This is a genomic window from Halomonas terrestris (genome assembly GCF_049166755.1).
GTDB lineage: Bacteria > Pseudomonadota > Gammaproteobacteria > Pseudomonadales > Halomonadaceae > Halomonas.
Genome location: NZ_JBMHFZ010000016.1, coordinates 27,786 through 45,030 on the forward strand (window position 1 = coordinate 27,786; position 17,245 = coordinate 45,030).

Here is a 17,245-nt window from a genome sequence, read left to right on the forward strand (position 1 = left end):
CGCATCGCGGCGAATCCCCTGGAACGCAAGAGGCCCCGCCCTCCCGAAACGGATGGCGGGGCCTCGCGCCCGGGGCGAGCGTCGATCAGAAGTCGAAGCGTCTAGAAATCAAAGAACACGGTCTCGCCCTCGCCCTGAAGGCGAATGTCGAAGCGGTAGCGCACCTTGCCGTCGACCTCCTCGCGCCGGGCGATCAGGGTCTGGCGGCGGGTCGGCGACTCGATGCGGGAGAGCACCGGGCACTTCTCGTTGGCCTCGGCCTCGTCCTCGAAGTAGAGGCGGGTCTGCAGGTGGATGTTGATGCCGCGGGCGAAGATCGTCAGGTTGATGTGCGGCGCCTGGGGCTGCCCGCTGGCATGGGCCACCGGGCCCGGCTTGATGGTCTTGAGCGACCATTCGCTGCCGTGGTCGAAGGTGGTGGCGGTGCGCCCGAAGCTGTTGAACGGCTTCTTCAGGTCGAACCCGCGCTGGTACTCGCCATTGGCATCGGCCTGCCAGGCCTCGAGGAAGGCGTCGCGCACCAGGTCGCCGTTGCCGTCGATCACGGTACCGACCACCTCGATCGCCTCGCCCTCGGCCTCGGGCCGGGCCATCTCGTTCCAGATCTCCTCGTCGCGGGTCGGATTGCCCGCGGCGGCCAGGGCCAGGCCGATGTGCACGTAGGGCCCGGCGGTCTGGGAGGCGGTCTCGCGCAGCATCAGCTCGCTGGCAGGCTGGGTATTCGGCTGTTTCATCTGGTTGCCCCTCACTGGTTCTCGAACCCGCTTACTGGTTTTCAAAAAAGGTCTGCAGTTCGCCGCGCACCACCAGGTCGAAGCGATAGGCCAGGCAGTCCATGGGATTGCTGCGGGCCATGTCCAGGCGGCCGATCATGGTCTCGACGGCGTCGGGATCCTTGATGGTATTGACGATGGGGCACAGCGGGATCAGCGGATCGCCCTCGAAGTACATCTGGGTGATCAGGCGGGTGGAGATCGACGGGCCCATCACCGAGACGTGGATGTGGGACGGACGCCAGCTGTTCATGTCGTTGGGCCAGGGATAGGGGCCCGGCTTGATGGTGCGGAAGCGGTACCAGCCCTGATCATCGGTCAGGCAGCGGCCCACGCCACCGAAGTTGGGGTCCAGCGGCGCCAGGTAGCGGTCGTTCTTGTGGCGATAGCGCCCGCCAGCGTTGGCCTGCCACATCTCCACCAGGGTGTGGGGCACCGGCTTGCCGAACTGGTCGACCACGCGACCGAACATGATGATGCGCTCGCCCTGGGGAAGGCCCTGGCCCTGGGTCGGATCCTGGCGAAAGTTGAGCAGCAGGTCGTTGTCGTGGGGGCCCATGCGCAGATGCCGGAAGTCCGGACCGGAGAGCTCCGACACGGTGGGCTTCTGCATGCTGACCAGCGCCTGCTGCGGGGAGCGGGCGACGGAGGTCTTGTAGCCGGGGGCATAGGCCGGCGGATGCCAGTTGCGATCGCGCTCCACGAAGCGCTTGTTGTCGTCCTGCATATCGATCGTCTCCGGGGGTGTGAATCCCGGTCAGTGTGGCGGCGTGCCGCAGGCCTGCCAATTGACGTCTCCACCCTCTCGCATAACCCATGGGTTATGCCTCATCTCTCGGTCACGGCCATGCCCGCCGCCACCTCGCGTAGGGTCTCGCAGAAGCCTTCCAGGGCCAGCGACGGTTCCAGGCTGGTGTTGGTGCACAGCCCCACCGAGCCACCCTGCCGCTCCAGCGGCAGGGCCAGCTCGCACAGTCGACCATCGACCAGGGCCTCGCGCACCGCCTCTTCCGGCGCCACCCAGACGGCGTCGCAGCTCCGGGTATAGCGGTGGCTCAGCGGCAGCGACAGGGTCTCCAGCTGGTGCCCCGGCAGGTGCAGCGAGTGGCGCACGCAGAAGCTGTCGACCTGCTGGCGCAGGGTGGTCCGGGGCGGCGGCAGTACCCAGGGGTAGTCCTCCAGCCGGCGGGCCTCGAGCGGCTCGACCCCGGCCAGCGGGTGGCCGGCCCGCACCACCAGCACCAGGCGCTCGTAGTAGAGGTGCTCGAAGGTCAGGTCGCGGATCTCGCGGGCCTCGGTCATGCGTCCCACCACCAGGTCCAGTTCGCCGCGGCGCAGCCGCGAGAGCAGGAAGGCGCTGGCCCCGGTCACCACGTTGACCCCCGTCTCGCCGGCCTCGGCCTGCTGCCAGCGCTGGATCGCCTCGGGCAGCAGGCGGCTCTCCACCGTCGAGAGGGCTCCCACCCGCAGCCAGCGGATCGCATCGCGCGTCTCGCCCAGGGCGCTGACCCCCTCCTCCAGGGCGCGGATCGCCGGGCCGGCATGACGCAACAGGGTCAGGCCGGCCTGGGTCAGGGCCACCCCCCGGGCGCTACGCTCGAAGAGCGCGGTGCCGAGGATCTCCTCGAGTTCCCTGATGGTCTTGGACATGCCCGGCTGGGTGATCGCCAGGCGGTCGGCGGCGCGGGCGAAGCTGCGCTGGCGGGCCACCTCCAGGAAGGCCTGGAGGTGGCGCAGCTTGATGCGGGCGTTGAGCATTCAGGCCTCCCGTTGGCGAGATGCGAGCAGCCGGCGAGTACTGGCCATGGCCGCCAGGCCGATCACCAGGGTAGGCAGGAAGGCCAGCGCCACGACACCCGAGAGATCGATCAGCCAGCCGCCGACCACGGTGATGGCAAAGACCAGAAGATAGCCGAAGAACAGCATCCCGCCCATCAGGCGCGGCAGGGCCTCGACGCGCACCAGCCAGGCCGGCAACGCCAGCACGAAGATGAACAACGCGCTGGTGAAGAAGCCGAACACCCCGGCGGCCCACACCACCCCGCGGCCGGGCAACCAGAGCATCAGCGGCAGCGCCAGCAGGGCCAGGGAGGTGATGGCGATCAAGGGCCTCGAATGGCCCATCAGGCGGTCGGCGTAGAGGATCAGCAGTGCCGAGGAGACCATCTGGGCGCCGTTGAGCGCCGTCAGGCTGGGTGCCAGCAGCGCCAGGCGGTCGCTCTCCTCGAGCAGGGGCGGCAGGAAGACGTTGCCGGTGAAGTAGAGCGCCGCGGCGGCGCCGAGCAGCGTCACCAGCCGCCACATGCGGGCATCATGGCGATCCGGCAGCACCAGCTCGGCGCTGGAGGAGCCCCGCCCGGTGGCCGGCAGCCGGCGACTGCCCGCGGCCAGTGCCAGCATCAGCAGCGGCACCGGCGCCACCCAGAGGGCGAAGGCCCACTGCCACTGGGCGCCCAGCCAGCCCGCCACCAGGGGGCCGGTGGCCCCGGCGGCCAGCAGCTCGCCCACCAGCAGGCCATTGGTGTAGACCGCCGAGGCCCGGCCGATCCGCCCCGGCGACCAGAGCTTGGCCAGCACCGGCATGGCCGCCTGCATGAAGGCGATGCCCACGCCCATGATCACGGTGGCCGCCATCATCGCCAGGAAGCCCTCCGGCAGGCTGCGCAGGGCGCTGCCCCCCGCCATCACCGCCAGCCCCAGCAGCATGCTGGAGAGCACCCCGACCCGGGCCAGCAGCCAGCCGGCCGCCAGCCCGCCCACGGCCAGGGTGACCAGCGGCAGGCTGGTGGCGATGGCCACCTCGCCGCTGGTGAACCCCAGCACCGCCTTGAGCTGGGGAATCAGCGGCGGCACCACCAGCACCGTCAGGCGCAGGTAGAGCCCCAGGCACCACAGCAGGCCATAGGCCAGCAGGGCCTGGCGCAGCCGCCCCGAAGATTCCATGGTTGCCGCGTCCTGGCTCATGCCTGCCTCCGTAATACTTCCCGACCCACAGAATGACGAACCGGCCCGGTGGCCGGTTCGTCAGGATGCCATGGGAGACACCTTGTTAGCACCCTAACAAAAGGTCCAAGCGGATCGCCCCTCAACGGTACCGAGGCCTGGCTCCATGGGGTTCCCCACGAATTTCTCGATGATGACGGCATATTCGTCGAATTAAGGCACCGAGGCCCGCCCCCAGGGGGTCAGACCCCAGCCAAATTGCCAGGCTTGTCATCGTGCACATGGCGAGCGGATTCGACCCCGCCGGGGTCTGACCCCCTAGAGCCTCCCAGCGCCGGCAGCTCATCGCCCGAACACTTTCCAGCCTGCTGATTTTTCAGCAAGGCTCCTGGGGGATCGCTGGCGTCGACTTAGGCCTGTTCCCCGCCCCAGCCCAGCTGCTTGGCCAGGGCAAAGGCATGGTTGGCCGCCGGCACGCCGCCGTAGATCGCCACGTGCATCAGCACCTGGCGCAGCTCCGCCTCGGTGAGGCCGATGCGCCTGGCGGTCTTGAGGTGCAGCGTCAGCTCCTCGCGGCCCAGGGCGGCCAGGATGCCGGTGGTGATCATGCTGCGCTCGCGACGGGTCAGGTCGTCGTTGCTCCACAGCTCGCCCCAGGCCAGGCGGGTGATCATCTCCTGGAAGGGGGCGTCCAGACTGGTGGCGTTCTCGGTGGAGCGGGCCACGTGTGCCTCGCCCAGCACCTGCTTGCGGGTCTCGAGGCCGGTGGCGTAGTCCACGCCCTTGGCGGCCACGTCGCCCAGGTCCACCGCCATCACCGCCAGCAGCTTCTCGGCGAACAGGCCCGGCACCTCCACGGAGGGCACGTGGCCGACGCCCGCGAGGATCTCGAGGGGCGCGCCGTCGCACTCGGCCGCCAGGGCCTCCAGCGTCTCGGGCGGGGTGGCCAGGTCCTCGCTGCCGCCGAAGAGCTGCACCTTGACGCCCTTCCCGGCCAGCTTGCCGGTGAAGGCGTGGCTGCCCAGCATCTCGCAGAGCTTGGCGTAGGAGTCATCGTCGCCGCGGCCCATCTGGGTGCACCAGCCCGCCTTCAGGGCCGGCTCGGCCTCGAAGCGGGCCGGGGCGAACCAGCGCGGCACGATCTCCTCGGACATCGCCGCCAGGCCCTCCTGGCGCACGCGGCCGGCGCGGGTGGTCCAGAGCTCTTCGGTACCGATCACCGCCCCGGTGTTGGTCAGGGTGGCGGAGAGCAGCCGCTCGCCGCGCTCGCTGACCAACTGCTGGCCCACCACGCCACCGATGGAGGTGCCGACGAAGTGGAAGCGGCCGGCGCCGGCGTGGTCCGCCAGGGCCAGGGCCTCGCTCGCCAGGTCGGCCGGGGTGATCGCCCCCTCGCCCCAGGCCTGGCTGGCGCCGTGGCCGGGCAGGTCCCAGGTCAGCACCCGGTAGCGTGGCAGCAGCGCCGGCAGCAGGCCGTCCCACACCGCCTGGGTCATGCCCAGCGGATGGGCCAGCATCACCAGGGGATTGGCCTCGGCGCCGAGCAGGCGGTAGGCGACGCTGCGGCCGTTGATGTTCAGAAATGCCATGGAAGTCTCTCCTGACGCCTAACGTGAAAATTCAGTGTTGTCCCCTCGACGGCGGTTCGCACCGTCCGTCAGTGGCCCCGATGGCGAGTCGTCAGACAGCCTTGAGTCCCAGGATCTCGCGAGCCTGCTGCCAGGTAGCCACCGGGCGCTCGTGCTTCTCGCAAAGCGCCGCCACTCGCTCGACCAGGGCGGCATTCGAGGGGGCCAGGCGCTCCTTGTCCCAGCGGACATTGTCCTCGAGACCGGTGCGGGTGTGGCCCCCGGCGGCGATCGACCACTCGTTGAGCACCAGCTGGTTGGCGCCGACCCCGGCCCCGCACCACTGGGAACCCGGCGCCAGTCGCTCGAGGGTCTCGATGTAGAAGTCGAAGGTCGGCTTGTCGGCCGGCATGGCGTTCTTCACGCCCATCACGAACTGGACGTACAGCGGCGCCTTGATCTTGCCCTGCTTCATCAGGTTCACCGCCTGATGGATATGCGACAGGTCGAAGGCCTCGATCTCGGGCTTGATGTCATGGTTCAGCATCTCGGAGGCGAGCCAGTCCACCAGGTCCGGGGCATTCTCGTAGACGCGCGTGGGGAAGTTGTTGGAGCCCACCGACAGGCTGGCCATGTCGGGCTTCAGCGGCAGCATGCCGCCACGCTCACGGTCGGCTCCCGAGCGGCCGCCGGTGGAGAGCTGGACGATCATCCCCGGGCAGTGCTTGCGCAGCCCTTCGAGCAGGCGGGCGAACTTCTCGGGATCCGAGGTCGGGGTCTGGTCGTCATTGCGCACATGGCAGTGCGCAATGGTCGCCCCGGCCTCGAAGGCCGCCTGGGTGCTCTCGACCTGTTCCTCGATGGTGATCGGAACCGCCGGGTTGTTCTCTTTGCGTGGCAGGCTGCCGGTGATGGCAACGCAGATAATGCAGGGATTTGACATGGGAACCTCGCGTAATGCCTGCGCTTTGTCTGACCATCGCTCGACGACTTTTCGGACAAAGCTCAAGGACTCGTTCGGCGGTCATGGATGCGTCACGAGGCCGGTAACGCGGGCGCTTATGCCCGCTCGATCAGCGTTGCGATGCCCTGCCCCACGCCCACGCACATGGTGCACAGGGCGTAGCGCTTGCCGCTCTTCTGCAGCTCATGGGCGGCGGTGAGCAGCAGGCGCGCGCCGGACATGCCCAGCGGGTGGCCCAGCGCGATGGCACCGCCGTTGGGGTTGACCCGGGGGTCGTCATCCTTGAGGCCCAGGTCACGCATGCAGGCCAGGGCCTGGGCGGCGAAGGCCTCGTTGAGTTCGATCACGTCGATCTCGTCGAGGGACACGCCGGTGCGCTCGAGCAGCCTGTTCACCGCGGGCACCGGGCCATAGCCCATGATCCGCGGCTCGACGCCGGCGGTGGCCATGCCGAGGATCCTGGCCATGGGCGTCAGGCCGTGCTGCTCCACCGCCGCGGCGCTGGCCACCAGCATGGCAGCGGCGCCGTCGTTGACCCCGGAGGCGTTGCCGGCGGTGACGCTGCCGCCCTCGCGGAAGGGCGTCGGCAGGCCGGAGAGCTTCTCGAGCGTCGTCTCCCGCGGGTGCTCGTCCCGGTCGAAGAGCAGCGGCTCCTGCTTGCGCCGCGGGATCTCGATGGCGGTGATCTCCAGGGCGAAGCGGCCGGCCTGCTGGGCGGCGGCGGCCTTCTGCTGGGAACGCAGGGCGAAGGCGTCCTGGTCCTCCCGGGCGATCTTGAACTGCTCGGCGACGTTCTCGGCGGTCTCCGGCATGGAGTCGACGCCGTAGGCCTTCTTCATCAGTGGGTTGACGAAGCGCCAGCCGATGGTGGTGTCCTCGATCTTCTGGGCGCGGGAGAAGGCGCTGTCGGCCTTGCCCATCACGTAGGGGGCCCGGGACATGGACTCCACGCCGCCGGCCAGGGCCAGGTCCATCTCGCCGGCCTTGATGGCGCGGAAGGCGGTGCCCACCGCGTCCATGCCGGAGCCGCACAGGCGGTTCAGTGTGGTGCCGGGCACGGAGGTGGGCAGGCCGGCGAGCAGCGCCGACATGCGCGCCACGCTGCGATTGTCCTCGCCGGCCTGGTTGGCGCAGCCCATGAAGACATCCTCGATGGCCGCCGGATCGAGGTTCGGGGCCTCGGCCAGCACCGCCTTGAAGATGCTGGCGGCGAGATCGTCGGGGCGCACGCCGGAAAGCGTGCCGCCGAAGCGGCCCACGGCGCTGCGCCGCGGGTGACACAGGAATACGTCGGTCATCAGGCTCTCCTTATTCGCCGGCGTGGGCACGTGCCGTTCTGTCCTTCAGCTCGCGCAGGATCTCGAGCTCGCGCTCGGAAGGCTCCGGGGTGCTCTCGAGCGCCTCGGCGAAGCGGATCTCCCAGCCCGTGGCCTCGATCACGTCCTCGCGGGTCACACCCGGATGCAGGGAGACCACGACGAGCTCCTTGCTCTCGGGGTCGGGCTTCATCACGCACAGGTCGGTGATGACGCGAGAGGGCCCCTTGCCGATGTTGGGCACGCCGTCACGGCCCTTGCCGTCGCGGCCGAAGCCCAGGGTGGTGACGAAGTCCACGTCCTTGACGAAGGCACGCCGGGAGTGCTTCAGGGTGATGAACACCTCGCCGGCACAGGTGGCGATCTCCGGCGCCCCGCCGCCGCCCGGCAGGCGCACCCTGGGATCATGGTAGTCGCCGATGAGGGTGGTGTTGAGGTTGGCGAAACGGTCGATCTGGGCGGTGCCCAGGAAGCCCACGCTGATCTTGCCGCCCTGCAGCCAGTAGCGGAACATCTCCGGCACCGCGACGGTGGTCAGCGCCGACTCGCACAACTCGCCGTCGCCGATGGAGAGCGGCAGCACGTCGGGCCTGGTCTGCAGGGTGCCGGATTCGTAGATCAGCACCACGTCGGGGGCATGGGTCAGGCGCGCCAGGTTGGCGGCCTCGGAGGGCAGGCCGATGCCGACGAAGCAGGTCATGCCGTTTTCCAGGGCGCGGGCGGCGGTGACGGTCATCATCTCCGCGGAGGTGTAATCGAGGCTCATCAGGCGTTCCCCCCTGCATTCATGACGTTCTCTTCGATCCAGGCCGTGAAGGCGTCGCGATCCCGGGCGATGGCATCCCACTCCTTGTAGAAGGCGTTGTTGCGCGGGTAGTAGCCGTGGGCATAGGAGGGCAGCGAGCCCTTCTCGGCCACGGCGATGGCGCTGATGGCCCAGCCCGGGATGATGCAGGCGTTGGGATGGTAGTCGGCCTGAGTGGTCAGGTCGTCGACGATCTCCTCCACGGTGACGATGCTCTGCGTTGCCGCCAGCACGGCCTCCTTCTGCACGCCGACGATGCCCTCCACCAGAACGTTACCCTTCCGGTCGGCCTTCTGGGCGTGGACGATGGAGACGTCCGGGCGCACCGAGGGCACCGCCGCCAGGCGCTCGCCGGTGAAGGGGCACTCGATGAACTTGATCTGGTCGTTGACGTTGGGCAGTTCGCTGCCCACGTAGCCGCGCAGCACGGCGAGCGGCAGCCCGGCGGCCCCGGCCTCGAAGGCGCAGGCCATGGCGGCATGGCTGTGCTCGAGGATCTCGATCCTGCGGGGCCAGCCCTTCTCCACGGCGTCGCGCAGGCGGTGCAGCGAGCCCACCCCGGGGTTGCCGCCCCAGGAGAAGATCACCTTCTTCGCGCAGCCCGCGCCGATCAACTGGTCGTACACCAGGTCGGGGGTCATGCGGATCAGGGTCAGGTCGCGCTTGCCCTGGCGAATCACCTCGTGACCCGCGGCGAAGGGAATCAGGTGGGTGAAGCCCTCCATGGCCACGGTGGCGCCGTCCTCGACGTAGCGCGCGACCGCGTCATGCAGGCTCAGGAACTCGGCCATGGGATCTCCTCCTGGCGGTGGCTCTCTCGATAAGTTCGAATAGCGAACTTTGATTTGTGATGCGAACAAATTACGCCCGTCGTCTTCGCTCGTCAAATCCCGCCGAGCGAACACGAAAAAGAGGAGGCCTGGCCTCCCCTCGCGATCATGCTGGGTAAAATTCTTATATTTCAGTCGATTACCGGCCCTCCAGCCAGGCGATGGCGCGCTGGACCTGGGCTCGGCTACTACCAAGGTATAAGGTCGGATCACTGGCCCGCTCGAGGTCGGCACGCTCGACGCGACCTCTCACCTCCTCGTGCCCCGCCAGGACCTCGGCGTAGGGGCGGCCGGTCAGGCGTGCCGTCTCGGCGGCCTCGGCGCTGATGCGCTTGGCGGCATCCTGGCCCACCACCGGGGCCAGCAGCCGCGAGACCGGCTCGGCCATGATGCCGCCGCCCGTCGCCGCCAGGTTGCGCTGCATGGCCTCGGGGTGCACCTCCAGCCCCTCGAGAAGCACGGCGGCCTGCTCCAGCGCGCCTTCCAGCAGCAGGGCGCTGTCGACCAGCGGCGCCCACTCGGCATGCCACTCCCCCAGCCCTCGCTCCAGCGGCTGGGCGGCGGCATTGAGCAGCACCGTGGTGTGGCCGTGCACCTGGCGGGCAGCCCCGCGGATCAGTGCACAGCGTACCGGGTTGCGCTTGTGGGGCATCGACGAGGACTCCCCCATGCCCGGTGCCGTCGGCTCGGCGACCTCGCCGACCTCGGTCTGGGTCAGCAGGGCCACGTCCAGGGCCAGCTTCTCGGCGGCGCCGGCCACGGCATCCAGCGCCGTGGCCAGGGCATGGATCGGTTGACGATCGGTATGCCAGGGCAGTACCGGCGCCATCAGGCCGAGCCGCTCGGCCAGGGCATCCATGAAGTCGAGCCCCAGGTCGTCCCTGCCAGGCCCTTCCAGGCCAGAGTGCACCCCCACGGCGCCGCCGAACTGCACCGGCAGCGTGACCCCGGCCAGGCGACGGCGCGCCTGCTCCAGGCCGATGGCCCAGTGGGCCACCTTGACGCCGAAGGTGATGGGCAGGGCCTGCTGCATCAGGGTCCGTCCCACCATCGCGGTCTCGTCATGGGATTGCATCAGGCACAGGGCGGCGGAACGGCAGCGCAACAACAGCGCATCCAGGGCCTCCAGGCGAGGCTTGAGGAGAAGCATCAGCGCCGAATCGACCACATCCTGGCTGGTGGCGCCCTGGTGCCAGCAGCGCTTGAGCTCCTCCGGCAAGGCCGCGCGCCCCTGCTTGACGAAGGGGATGGCGGCATTGCCGCCGCTGGCGATACCGCTGGCGATGGCATCGAGATCGAAGGCGTGCGTCCCGAGGCTATCGCGCATCCGCGCACTCGCCCCCTCCGGCACGGCACCGCGGGCCTCCTGGACCTCGGCCAGGGCCAGCTCGAAGGCCAGCATGGCGTCGACCATGGCCTCGACATTGCACTCGGCCAGCGCCTGCTGGCTCATGAAGGGGTGCTGGATCAGGGCGGCAGGCATGGCGGTCTCTCCGATGATATCGTGGGGCCTCGATCGACGGGGTCAGGCTCCACCAATGGTCGTACAAGTGTTCGCATTTCGAACAAGTATGCTAGATTAGCCGGCGGCATTTCGGCAACACGACCAGGGATAACGAGGGATGGAAACGGCAATGCAGGACGAGGCACTGCGTCCGGACGATCGTGACTTCGTCACCGCACTGGCCAGCGGCCTGGAGGTGATCCTGGCCTTCGACGAGGCCCACCCGCGCATGACGCTCAGCGAGGTCGCCACGCGCACCGGCATGAACCGTGCCCGGGCACGACGTTTCCTGCTGACCCTGCATGCCCTGGGCTACGTGCGCAAGCAGCAGCGCCACTTCGAACTGGCCCCCAAGGTACTGCAGCTCGGCTACGCCTTCCTCTCCGCCAACAACTACCGCAACGTGATCCAGCAGTTGCTGGAAGATATCACCACCGAGTGCGGCGAGTCGTCGTCGCTGGGCGTGCTGGACGGCGACGAGGTCACCTACGTGGCCCGCTCCGCCTCGCGCCACCGCCTCATGGCCATCACCCTCTCGGTGGGCACCCGCCTGCCGGCGGCCCACACCTCCATGGGCCGCATGCTGCTGGCCCAGCTGCCGGATGACGAACTCGACGCCTGGCTCGAGCGTGTGGTGCTGGAGAAGCATACCGACAAGACCATCACCGACAAGGCCGAGCTCAGGAAGTGCATCCTCGAGGTGCGCCAGCAGGGCTACGCCGTCGCCGACCAGGAGCTCGACTCCGGCCTGCGCTCCATCGCCGTGCCGGCCTTCGACGCCAACGGCAAGCTGCTGGGGGCCATCAACATCAGCACCAACGCCGCCCGCGTAAATCTCGACACCCTCATGAAGGAGTACCTGCCGCTGCTGCAGGAGAAGGCCCGGCAGATCACAACCACCATCAGCGGGTAAGAACGGCCCGCACGCCGGGACGGGTTTCCGGCATTGGCGTTGTCGATATCCGAGCGAAGCCCGACATGGACGACACCACGCTGGAGTGCGACCTGCCGGCAGGCACCCGTGCGACCCGTTAGCCTGCTAGTATCAAGCTTCCACATCGCAATCGTCGAGCGCCATGCCGCCGTCCATCACGACAACACGCATCCCCAGGGCTGACCGCCCCCTGCTGGGCATCGCCTTCATGCTGGGGGCCGGGTTGCTCTTTACCCTGCTCGATACCGGGGTCAAGTGGCTCACCCAGACCTACTCGCCCGTGCAGGTGGTGTGGGCCCGCTATGCCGGGCATATGCTGGTCCTGGGGGGCTACCTGCTCATGCTCGGCTGGCCGCGCTGCCGGGAAATCCTGGCCTCCATCGAGTCGCTTCCCGGTCAGTTCGTGCGTGGCTTGCTGCTGCTGGGGGCCAGCACCTTCGCCTTCCTGGCCTTTCGCGAGCTGCCGCTGCTGCAGGTCTACGTCATCAATTTCAGCGCGCCGCTGCTGGTGACCCTGCTGGCCATCCCGCTGCTCAAGGAGACGGTGACCCCGGCCCGCGGCGCCGCGGTCGCCACCGGCTTCATCGGGGTGGTGATCGCCGTGGGCCCGGTCGACTGGCGTGCCCAGCCCGCGGCCCTGCTGCCCTTCGGCATGGCCTTCTGCTTCGCGCTCTATCAACTCGCCACGCGACGCTTCGGCCGCAACGACCACCCGCTGGCGTCGCTGTTCTACGCCGGCCTTGCCGGCGCCCTGGCCAGCTCGGTGATCGTTCCCTTCTTCTGGACGCCCATCGCCACCGGCGACATCCCCCTCTTCCTGCTGGTCGGCACCCTGGGCGCGATCAGCCAGCTGGGCCTGATCCTGGCCATGCGCTGTGCCCCCGCCTCGCTGGTCTCGCCCTTTCTCTACCTGCAGATCGTCTGGGCCACCGTCTCGGGCTATCTGGTCTTCGGCGATATCCCGTTGCTCGAGACCTACCTGGGAGCCGTACTGATCATCGGCGCCGGCATCTTCCTGGCGACGCGCCGCGCCTGAAGCCGAGCCCATTCATCGCTCCCGGCACGTCATGCAGGCGAGATTCCCTGGCCGCACTTGACCCCATCGGCCACGAGGCACACAGCAGTGCCCCCTAGTCATCCCGCTCCAGGTGCGCCACCCAGGAGTCGACGCCCGGCAACCCCCGGCTGCCGGCCTGGAAGTCCGGCCCCATGTCGGGCAGCTCGTGGGCGATGCCCTGGTGACAGTCGATGCAGGTCGCCTCGCCGCTGGCCAGGCTCGTGGAGTGGGCCTGGGCGGCGCGGGCGCTCTGCTCGGTGAAGTCCATGTGCTCGAACTCGTGGCAATTGCGGCACTCCAGGGAGTCGTTGGCGCGCAGCCGCGCCCACTCCCGCTCGGCGAGCTCGCGACGCTTGGCCTCGAACTTCTCCTCGGTGTCGATGGTGCCGAAGATCCAGCCCCATACCTCCTTGGAGGCCTCCATCTTGCGTGCCATCTTGTGGGTCCAGTCATGGGGCACATGGCAGTCGGCACACTGTGCCCTGACGCCCGAACGGTTGCTGTAGTGGATCGTGCCCTGCATCTCGCGCAGGGGGTTGCGCTCCATCTCGTGGCAGGAGACGCAGAACTGCTGGGTGTTGGTGGCCTCGACCGCGGTATTGAAACCGCCCCAGAACAGCACCCCGGCGATGAAGCCGCCCAGGGTCAGGAACCCCAGGCTGAAATGCAGGCTGGGACGGGTGAGGATCTGCCAGTAGCGTGCCAGCCAGCGTCTCATGGTTCGTCCCCCTCACGCTCCCTGGCCATCTCGCCCAGTACTTCGTCCACGGTGAGGAAGCTGTTGCCGACGATCGGTACCGCATTCGTCTGGGGCACATGGCACTGGGTACAGAAGTAGCGATCCGGTGACACCGCCGCCAGCACCTGCTTGTCGCGGTCCATGAAGTGGGTAACGCTGACCATCGGTGCCCCGGCCTCCACGGCCTCGCTGCGGCTATGGCAGGTCAGGCAGCGATTGCTGCGCCGGTCCACCTGGTAGTCGCGGATGTCGTGGGGAATCACCGGGGGCTGCTCCGGATAGTTGAGGACCTCCCTTCCGGGTTCCCGCGACTGCCCGGCCATGGGAGGAGCCGGCAGGGTCTGGCTGACCGTGCCGCCAGGGCGCAGGCCGTCGGGTGCCGGGGCGTCCCGGTGCTCTTCGGCCACCACCAGGCCGGCGAGGACGAGCGCCGACGAGAGACCGAGGATAGTGAGCCATTTCATCGCGTTTCTCCTTGCATCTCGCCTCAGGCCAGGCTGACCAGTTCCAGCCGCACCGCACACTTCTTGAAGTCCGTCTGCTTGGAGATCGGATCGGTGGCGTCCAGCACGACCTTGTTGATCAGTCGATTGGCATCGAAGAAGGGCACATAGACCAGCCCCCGCGGCGGCTTGACCCGCCCCCGGGTCTCGACCCTGAGATGCAGCTCGCCGCGCCGGCTGACCACCTTCACTTCGCTGCCGCGCCGCATGCCCTGTTCACGGGCGTCCTCGGGGTGCATGTAGAGCAGCGCCTCGGGAACCGCCCGGTGCAGTTCCTCGACCCGTCGAGTCATGGAGCCCGTGTGCCAGTGCTCCAGCACGCGGCCGGTACACAGCCAGAAGGGGTATTCCTCGTCCGGTGCCTCGGCCGGCGGCTCGTCGGGGACGGCGAAGATCAGCGCCCGGTCATCGGGCTTGGCGTAGAACTGCACCCCCTTCCCCGCTTCCACGTAGGGGTCGTACCCCTCGCGGTAGCGCCACAGGGTCTCCTCGCCATCGACCACCGGCCAGCGCTTGCCACGGGTCCGGTGGTAGACATCGAAGTCGTCGAGGTCCTTGCCCTTGCCGCGACCGAAGCGGGCGTACTCCTCGAACAGCCCCTTCTGCAGATAGAAGCCGAAATCCTCGGCCTCCTGGTTGGCGTAGCCCTCCTCCATGTCGGAAAGCGGGAAGCGGTCCACCTGGCCGTTGGCGAACAGCAGCTCGAAGAGCGTCTTGTCGCGCAGCTCCGGGGCCCGCTCGAGCAGTTCCCGCGGCCATACCTCGTCGACGCGGATGCGCTTGGAGAACTCCACCAGTTGCCACAGGTCGGAGCGAGCCTCGCCGGGGGCGTTGACCAGCTGATGGAAGAACTGGGTACGGCGCTCGGAGTTGCCGAAGGCCCCCTCCTTCTCTACCCATCCCGCTGCCGGCAGGATCAGGTCGGCCGACTGGGCCGACACCGTGGGGTAGATGTCGGAGACGATGACGAAGGCCTCGGGGTTGCGCCAGCCCGGCAGGGTCTCCTGCATGGTGTTGGGCCCGGCCTGGATGTTGTTGGTCACCTGGGTCCAGTAGACCTTGAGGTCGCCATCCTTCAGCCGCCGGCTCTGCTCCACCGCATGGAAGCCGACCTTCTCCGGGATGGTCCCCTCGGGCAGCTTCCAGATACGCTCCGCATCACGACGATGTTCCGGATTGGTGACCACGCGATCGGCGGGCAGGCGATGGGCGAAGGTGCCCACCTCCCGGGCGGTGCCGCAGGCCGAGGGCTGGCCGGTCAGCGAGAAGGGACTGTTGCCGGGCTCGGATATCTTTCCGGTGAGCAGGTGCAGGTTGTAGATCAGGTTGTTCACCCAGACGCCGCGAGTGTGCTGGTTGACGCCCATGGTCCAGAAGGTCATCACCCGGGTGCCGGGGTCGGCATAGAGTTCGGCCATCTCCTCGAGGCGGCTCTCGGCCACGCCGGACTCCCGCGCCGCCCGCTCCAGGGTGAAGGGCGCGACATGCTCGGCGAACTCCTCGAAACGCATCTCGGACCAGCTGTTCGCGTTGTCGGCGTTGGCGGCCGCCTGCTGGCGCGGATCCTCGTCCCGCAGGCCATAGCCGATATCGGTGGTGGCTCGGGCGAACCCCACGTGGTCGTCGACGAACGCCCGGTCGACCCGTCCTGTCTGGATGATGTGGTTGGCGATGTAGTTGAGGATGACCACATCGGCATGGGGCCTCATCACCATGGGAATGTCGGCCAGGTCGAAGCTGCGGTGCTCGTACGTGGAGAGCACCGCCACCCGGGTATCCGGGTAGGAGAGCCGGCGGTCGGTGACCCGCGTCCAGAGCACCGGATGCATCTCGGCCATGTTGGAGCCCCACAGCACGAAGGCGTCGGCGTGCTCGATGTCGTCGTAGACGCCCATGGGCTCATCGGAGCCGAAGCTGCGCATGAAGCCGAACACCGCCGAGGCCATGCAGTGGCGGGCATTGGGGTCGATGTTGTTGGAGCGGAAACCGGCCTTGAACAGCTTGCTCGCCGCATAGCCCTCCCAGATGGTCCACTGGCCGGAACCGAACATGGCCACGCTCTCGGGGCCGTGGTCGCGGATGGCGGCCTTGAACTTCTCGGCCATCAGATCCAGGGCCTCGTCCCAGGAAACCGGCTCGAAGTCCCCCCGCTTGTCGAAGACGCCGTTGCGCTTGCGCAGCAGGGGCTGGCGCAGCCGATCCTCGCCGTAGAGGATCTTCGACAGGAAGTAGCCCTTGACGCAGTTGAGCCCGCGGTTGACCTCCGAATGGATATCGCCGTGGGTGGCGACGATGCGGTCGTTCTGGGTCGCCACCATCACGCTGCAACCCACCCCGCAGAAGCGGCAGGGCGCCTTGTTCCAGTTCAGCCTTGTCAGCTCGGCATTGGTGATCAGGTTGCTGGCGCCGGCGGGCATGGTCATGCCGGCGGTGGCCGCGGCGACGGCTGCCGCATTGGCCTTGGCGAATTCACGACGGGTCAGCTTCATGGTATCGGGGCCTCTTCCGGTTCATCGGCGGTATCCGGGTCGAGCAGTTGGTGATACACCAGTGCCGCACCGAGCACGGCAGGATGTGACTGGAGCGAGTCGATCACCTCGAGGATCCGGGCTTCCCGGCGACTTTCCATGACCACCACCAGCTTCCCGGCCGGGTCCTCAGCCCTGAGTTCACAGCCGGGCTCGGTGGCCAGCCATTCGGTGATCTCGTCGCGATGTGCTGGCTGGACATGGACCAGAAAACTGGCGATATGCAGGGCGTCAGTCGGCATGGGCCACCTCCTGGCTTGCCATGACGATGGCGTGGTTCGGGCACTGGACCTGGCAGGCACCGCAGCCGGTACAGGCCTGGGTATCCACCCGGGGGCGCGGGGGGCGGCCCGCTTCCGGGGGAAAGCGGATGGCGCCCCACTCGCAGGCATCCTGGCAGCTCTGGCAGTGAATCCGGGCCAGGGCCAGGCAGTTCGACTCGACCCTGGCATGCCAGGGAAAGGCGGGGCGCTGCAGGTCGAAGACAGGGGCGTCACAGGCCTCGACACAGGCACCACAGAGGGTGCAGGCCCGTTCATCGAGGCACAGCTCGGGGTAGCCGCCGCCACCGTGATGCAGCACGCCCTCCGGGCAGGCCTCGATGCAGGCATCACAGCGAATGCACTGCTCGGTGAAATCCTCGCCGGACCACGGAGGCCGGCGGACGGGTCCACGCCCGCTCAGCGTGCGGAAGAACTCGCGGCGACTGCCCCTGGGGACGGAACCGTTGCTGTCGAGGGGGCGGGTGTCGGGGTTGTTGTTGTTGTCTGGAGCCTGCATG

Annotated in this window: 17 protein-coding genes; 2 read left to right on the forward strand and 15 right to left on the reverse strand. The window is 68.2% G+C overall.

All coding sequences use genetic code 11. The features are described 5' to 3' along the window. Positions 1–101: 101 nt before the first annotated feature. The 10 genes from pcaG to ACOMD9_RS14740 all read right to left on the reverse strand — a co-directional run bounded on the left by pcaG (position 102) and on the right by ACOMD9_RS14740 (position 10,682). Positions 102–734, reverse strand: coding sequence for a protocatechuate 3,4-dioxygenase subunit alpha (gene pcaG, locus ACOMD9_RS14695; RefSeq protein ID WP_421416270.1), 633 nt, complete (start codon positions 732–734; stop codon positions 102–104). Between the two features lie 31 nt (positions 735–765). Further along, the gene (gene pcaH, locus ACOMD9_RS14700; protein WP_421416272.1) at positions 766–1,500 is read right to left on the reverse strand and encodes a protocatechuate 3,4-dioxygenase subunit beta; all 735 of its coding nucleotides are present in this window, start codon (positions 1,498–1,500) and stop codon (positions 766–768) included. A 101-nt stretch (positions 1,501–1,601) separates the two neighbouring features. Beyond that, a complete protein-coding gene (pcaQ, locus tag ACOMD9_RS14705) occupies positions 1,602–2,531 on the reverse strand; it encodes a pca operon transcription factor PcaQ (RefSeq protein WP_421416275.1) in 930 nt (309 codons plus the stop codon). Further along, on the reverse strand, positions 2,532–3,737 hold the full coding sequence (locus tag ACOMD9_RS14710; protein WP_421416278.1) for an MFS transporter: 1,206 nt from the start codon (positions 3,735–3,737) through the stop codon (positions 2,532–2,534). It abuts the gene before it with no gap. Between the two features lie 389 nt (positions 3,738–4,126). Then, the gene (locus tag ACOMD9_RS14715; RefSeq protein ID WP_421416279.1) at positions 4,127–5,305 is read right to left on the reverse strand and encodes an alpha/beta fold hydrolase; all 1,179 of its coding nucleotides are present in this window, start codon (positions 5,303–5,305) and stop codon (positions 4,127–4,129) included. A 91-nt stretch (positions 5,306–5,396) separates the two neighbouring features. After that, on the reverse strand, positions 5,397–6,227 hold the full coding sequence (locus ACOMD9_RS14720) for a 3-oxoadipate:acetyl-CoA acetyltransferase (protein WP_421416282.1): 831 nt from the start codon (positions 6,225–6,227) through the stop codon (positions 5,397–5,399). A gap of 116 nt (positions 6,228–6,343) precedes the next feature. After that, positions 6,344–7,546 carry a 3-oxoadipyl-CoA thiolase gene (pcaF, locus tag ACOMD9_RS14725; protein WP_421416284.1) on the reverse strand — a complete coding sequence of 401 codons (1,203 nt, stop codon included), beginning with the start codon at positions 7,544–7,546 and terminating at the stop codon, positions 6,344–6,346. 10 nt (positions 7,547–7,556) lie between these two features. Next, positions 7,557–8,330, reverse strand: a complete 774-nt coding sequence (locus tag ACOMD9_RS14730) for a CoA-transferase subunit beta (RefSeq protein ID WP_421416286.1) — start codon at positions 8,328–8,330, stop codon at positions 7,557–7,559. Further along, positions 8,330–9,160, reverse strand: coding sequence for a CoA transferase subunit A (locus ACOMD9_RS14735; protein WP_421416289.1), 831 nt, complete (start codon positions 9,158–9,160; stop codon positions 8,330–8,332). Before ACOMD9_RS14735 ends, ACOMD9_RS14730 begins: the two co-directional genes overlap by 1 nt. 178 nt (positions 9,161–9,338) lie before the next feature. Further along, on the reverse strand, positions 9,339–10,682 hold the full coding sequence (locus ACOMD9_RS14740) for a class-II fumarase/aspartase family protein (RefSeq protein WP_421416290.1): 1,344 nt from the start codon (positions 10,680–10,682) through the stop codon (positions 9,339–9,341). 151 nt (positions 10,683–10,833) lie between these two features. Here ACOMD9_RS14740 and ACOMD9_RS14745 point away from each other — a divergent pair, with 151 nt between their 5' ends. Then, the gene (locus tag ACOMD9_RS14745; RefSeq protein ID WP_421416438.1) at positions 10,834–11,616 is read left to right on the forward strand and encodes an IclR family transcriptional regulator domain-containing protein; all 783 of its coding nucleotides are present in this window, start codon (positions 10,834–10,836) and stop codon (positions 11,614–11,616) included. A gap of 163 nt (positions 11,617–11,779) precedes the next feature. Then, positions 11,780–12,673: a DMT family transporter gene (locus tag ACOMD9_RS14750; RefSeq protein WP_421416291.1), complete on the forward strand. Its 894-nt coding sequence runs from the start codon at positions 11,780–11,782 to the stop codon at positions 12,671–12,673. Positions 12,674–12,767: 94 nt separating this feature from the next. Here ACOMD9_RS14750 and ACOMD9_RS14755 read toward each other — a convergent pair whose 3' ends face one another. From ACOMD9_RS14755 to napF, 5 genes are read right to left on the reverse strand one after another with little or no spacing between them, the layout of a single operon-like run. Next, positions 12,768–13,412, reverse strand: coding sequence for a NapC/NirT family cytochrome c (locus ACOMD9_RS14755; RefSeq protein ID WP_421416294.1), 645 nt, complete (start codon positions 13,410–13,412; stop codon positions 12,768–12,770). Continuing rightward, positions 13,409–13,897, reverse strand: coding sequence for a nitrate reductase cytochrome c-type subunit (locus tag ACOMD9_RS14760; RefSeq protein ID WP_421416296.1), 489 nt, complete (start codon positions 13,895–13,897; stop codon positions 13,409–13,411). The genes ACOMD9_RS14755 and ACOMD9_RS14760 overlap by 4 nt, the downstream gene beginning before the upstream one ends. 23 nt (positions 13,898–13,920) lie before the next feature. Next, positions 13,921–16,425, reverse strand: a complete 2,505-nt coding sequence (gene napA / locus ACOMD9_RS14765) for a nitrate reductase catalytic subunit NapA (protein ID WP_421416299.1) — start codon at positions 16,423–16,425, stop codon at positions 13,921–13,923. Next, positions 16,422–16,706, reverse strand: coding sequence for a chaperone NapD (locus ACOMD9_RS14770; RefSeq protein WP_421416302.1), 285 nt, complete (start codon positions 16,704–16,706; stop codon positions 16,422–16,424). Before ACOMD9_RS14770 ends, napA begins: the two co-directional genes overlap by 4 nt. Beyond that, positions 16,696–17,244 carry a ferredoxin-type protein NapF gene (gene napF, locus ACOMD9_RS14775; protein ID WP_421416304.1) on the reverse strand — a complete coding sequence of 183 codons (549 nt, stop codon included), beginning with the start codon at positions 17,242–17,244 and terminating at the stop codon, positions 16,696–16,698. Before napF ends, ACOMD9_RS14770 begins: the two co-directional genes overlap by 11 nt. Position 17,245 lies beyond the last annotated feature (1 nt).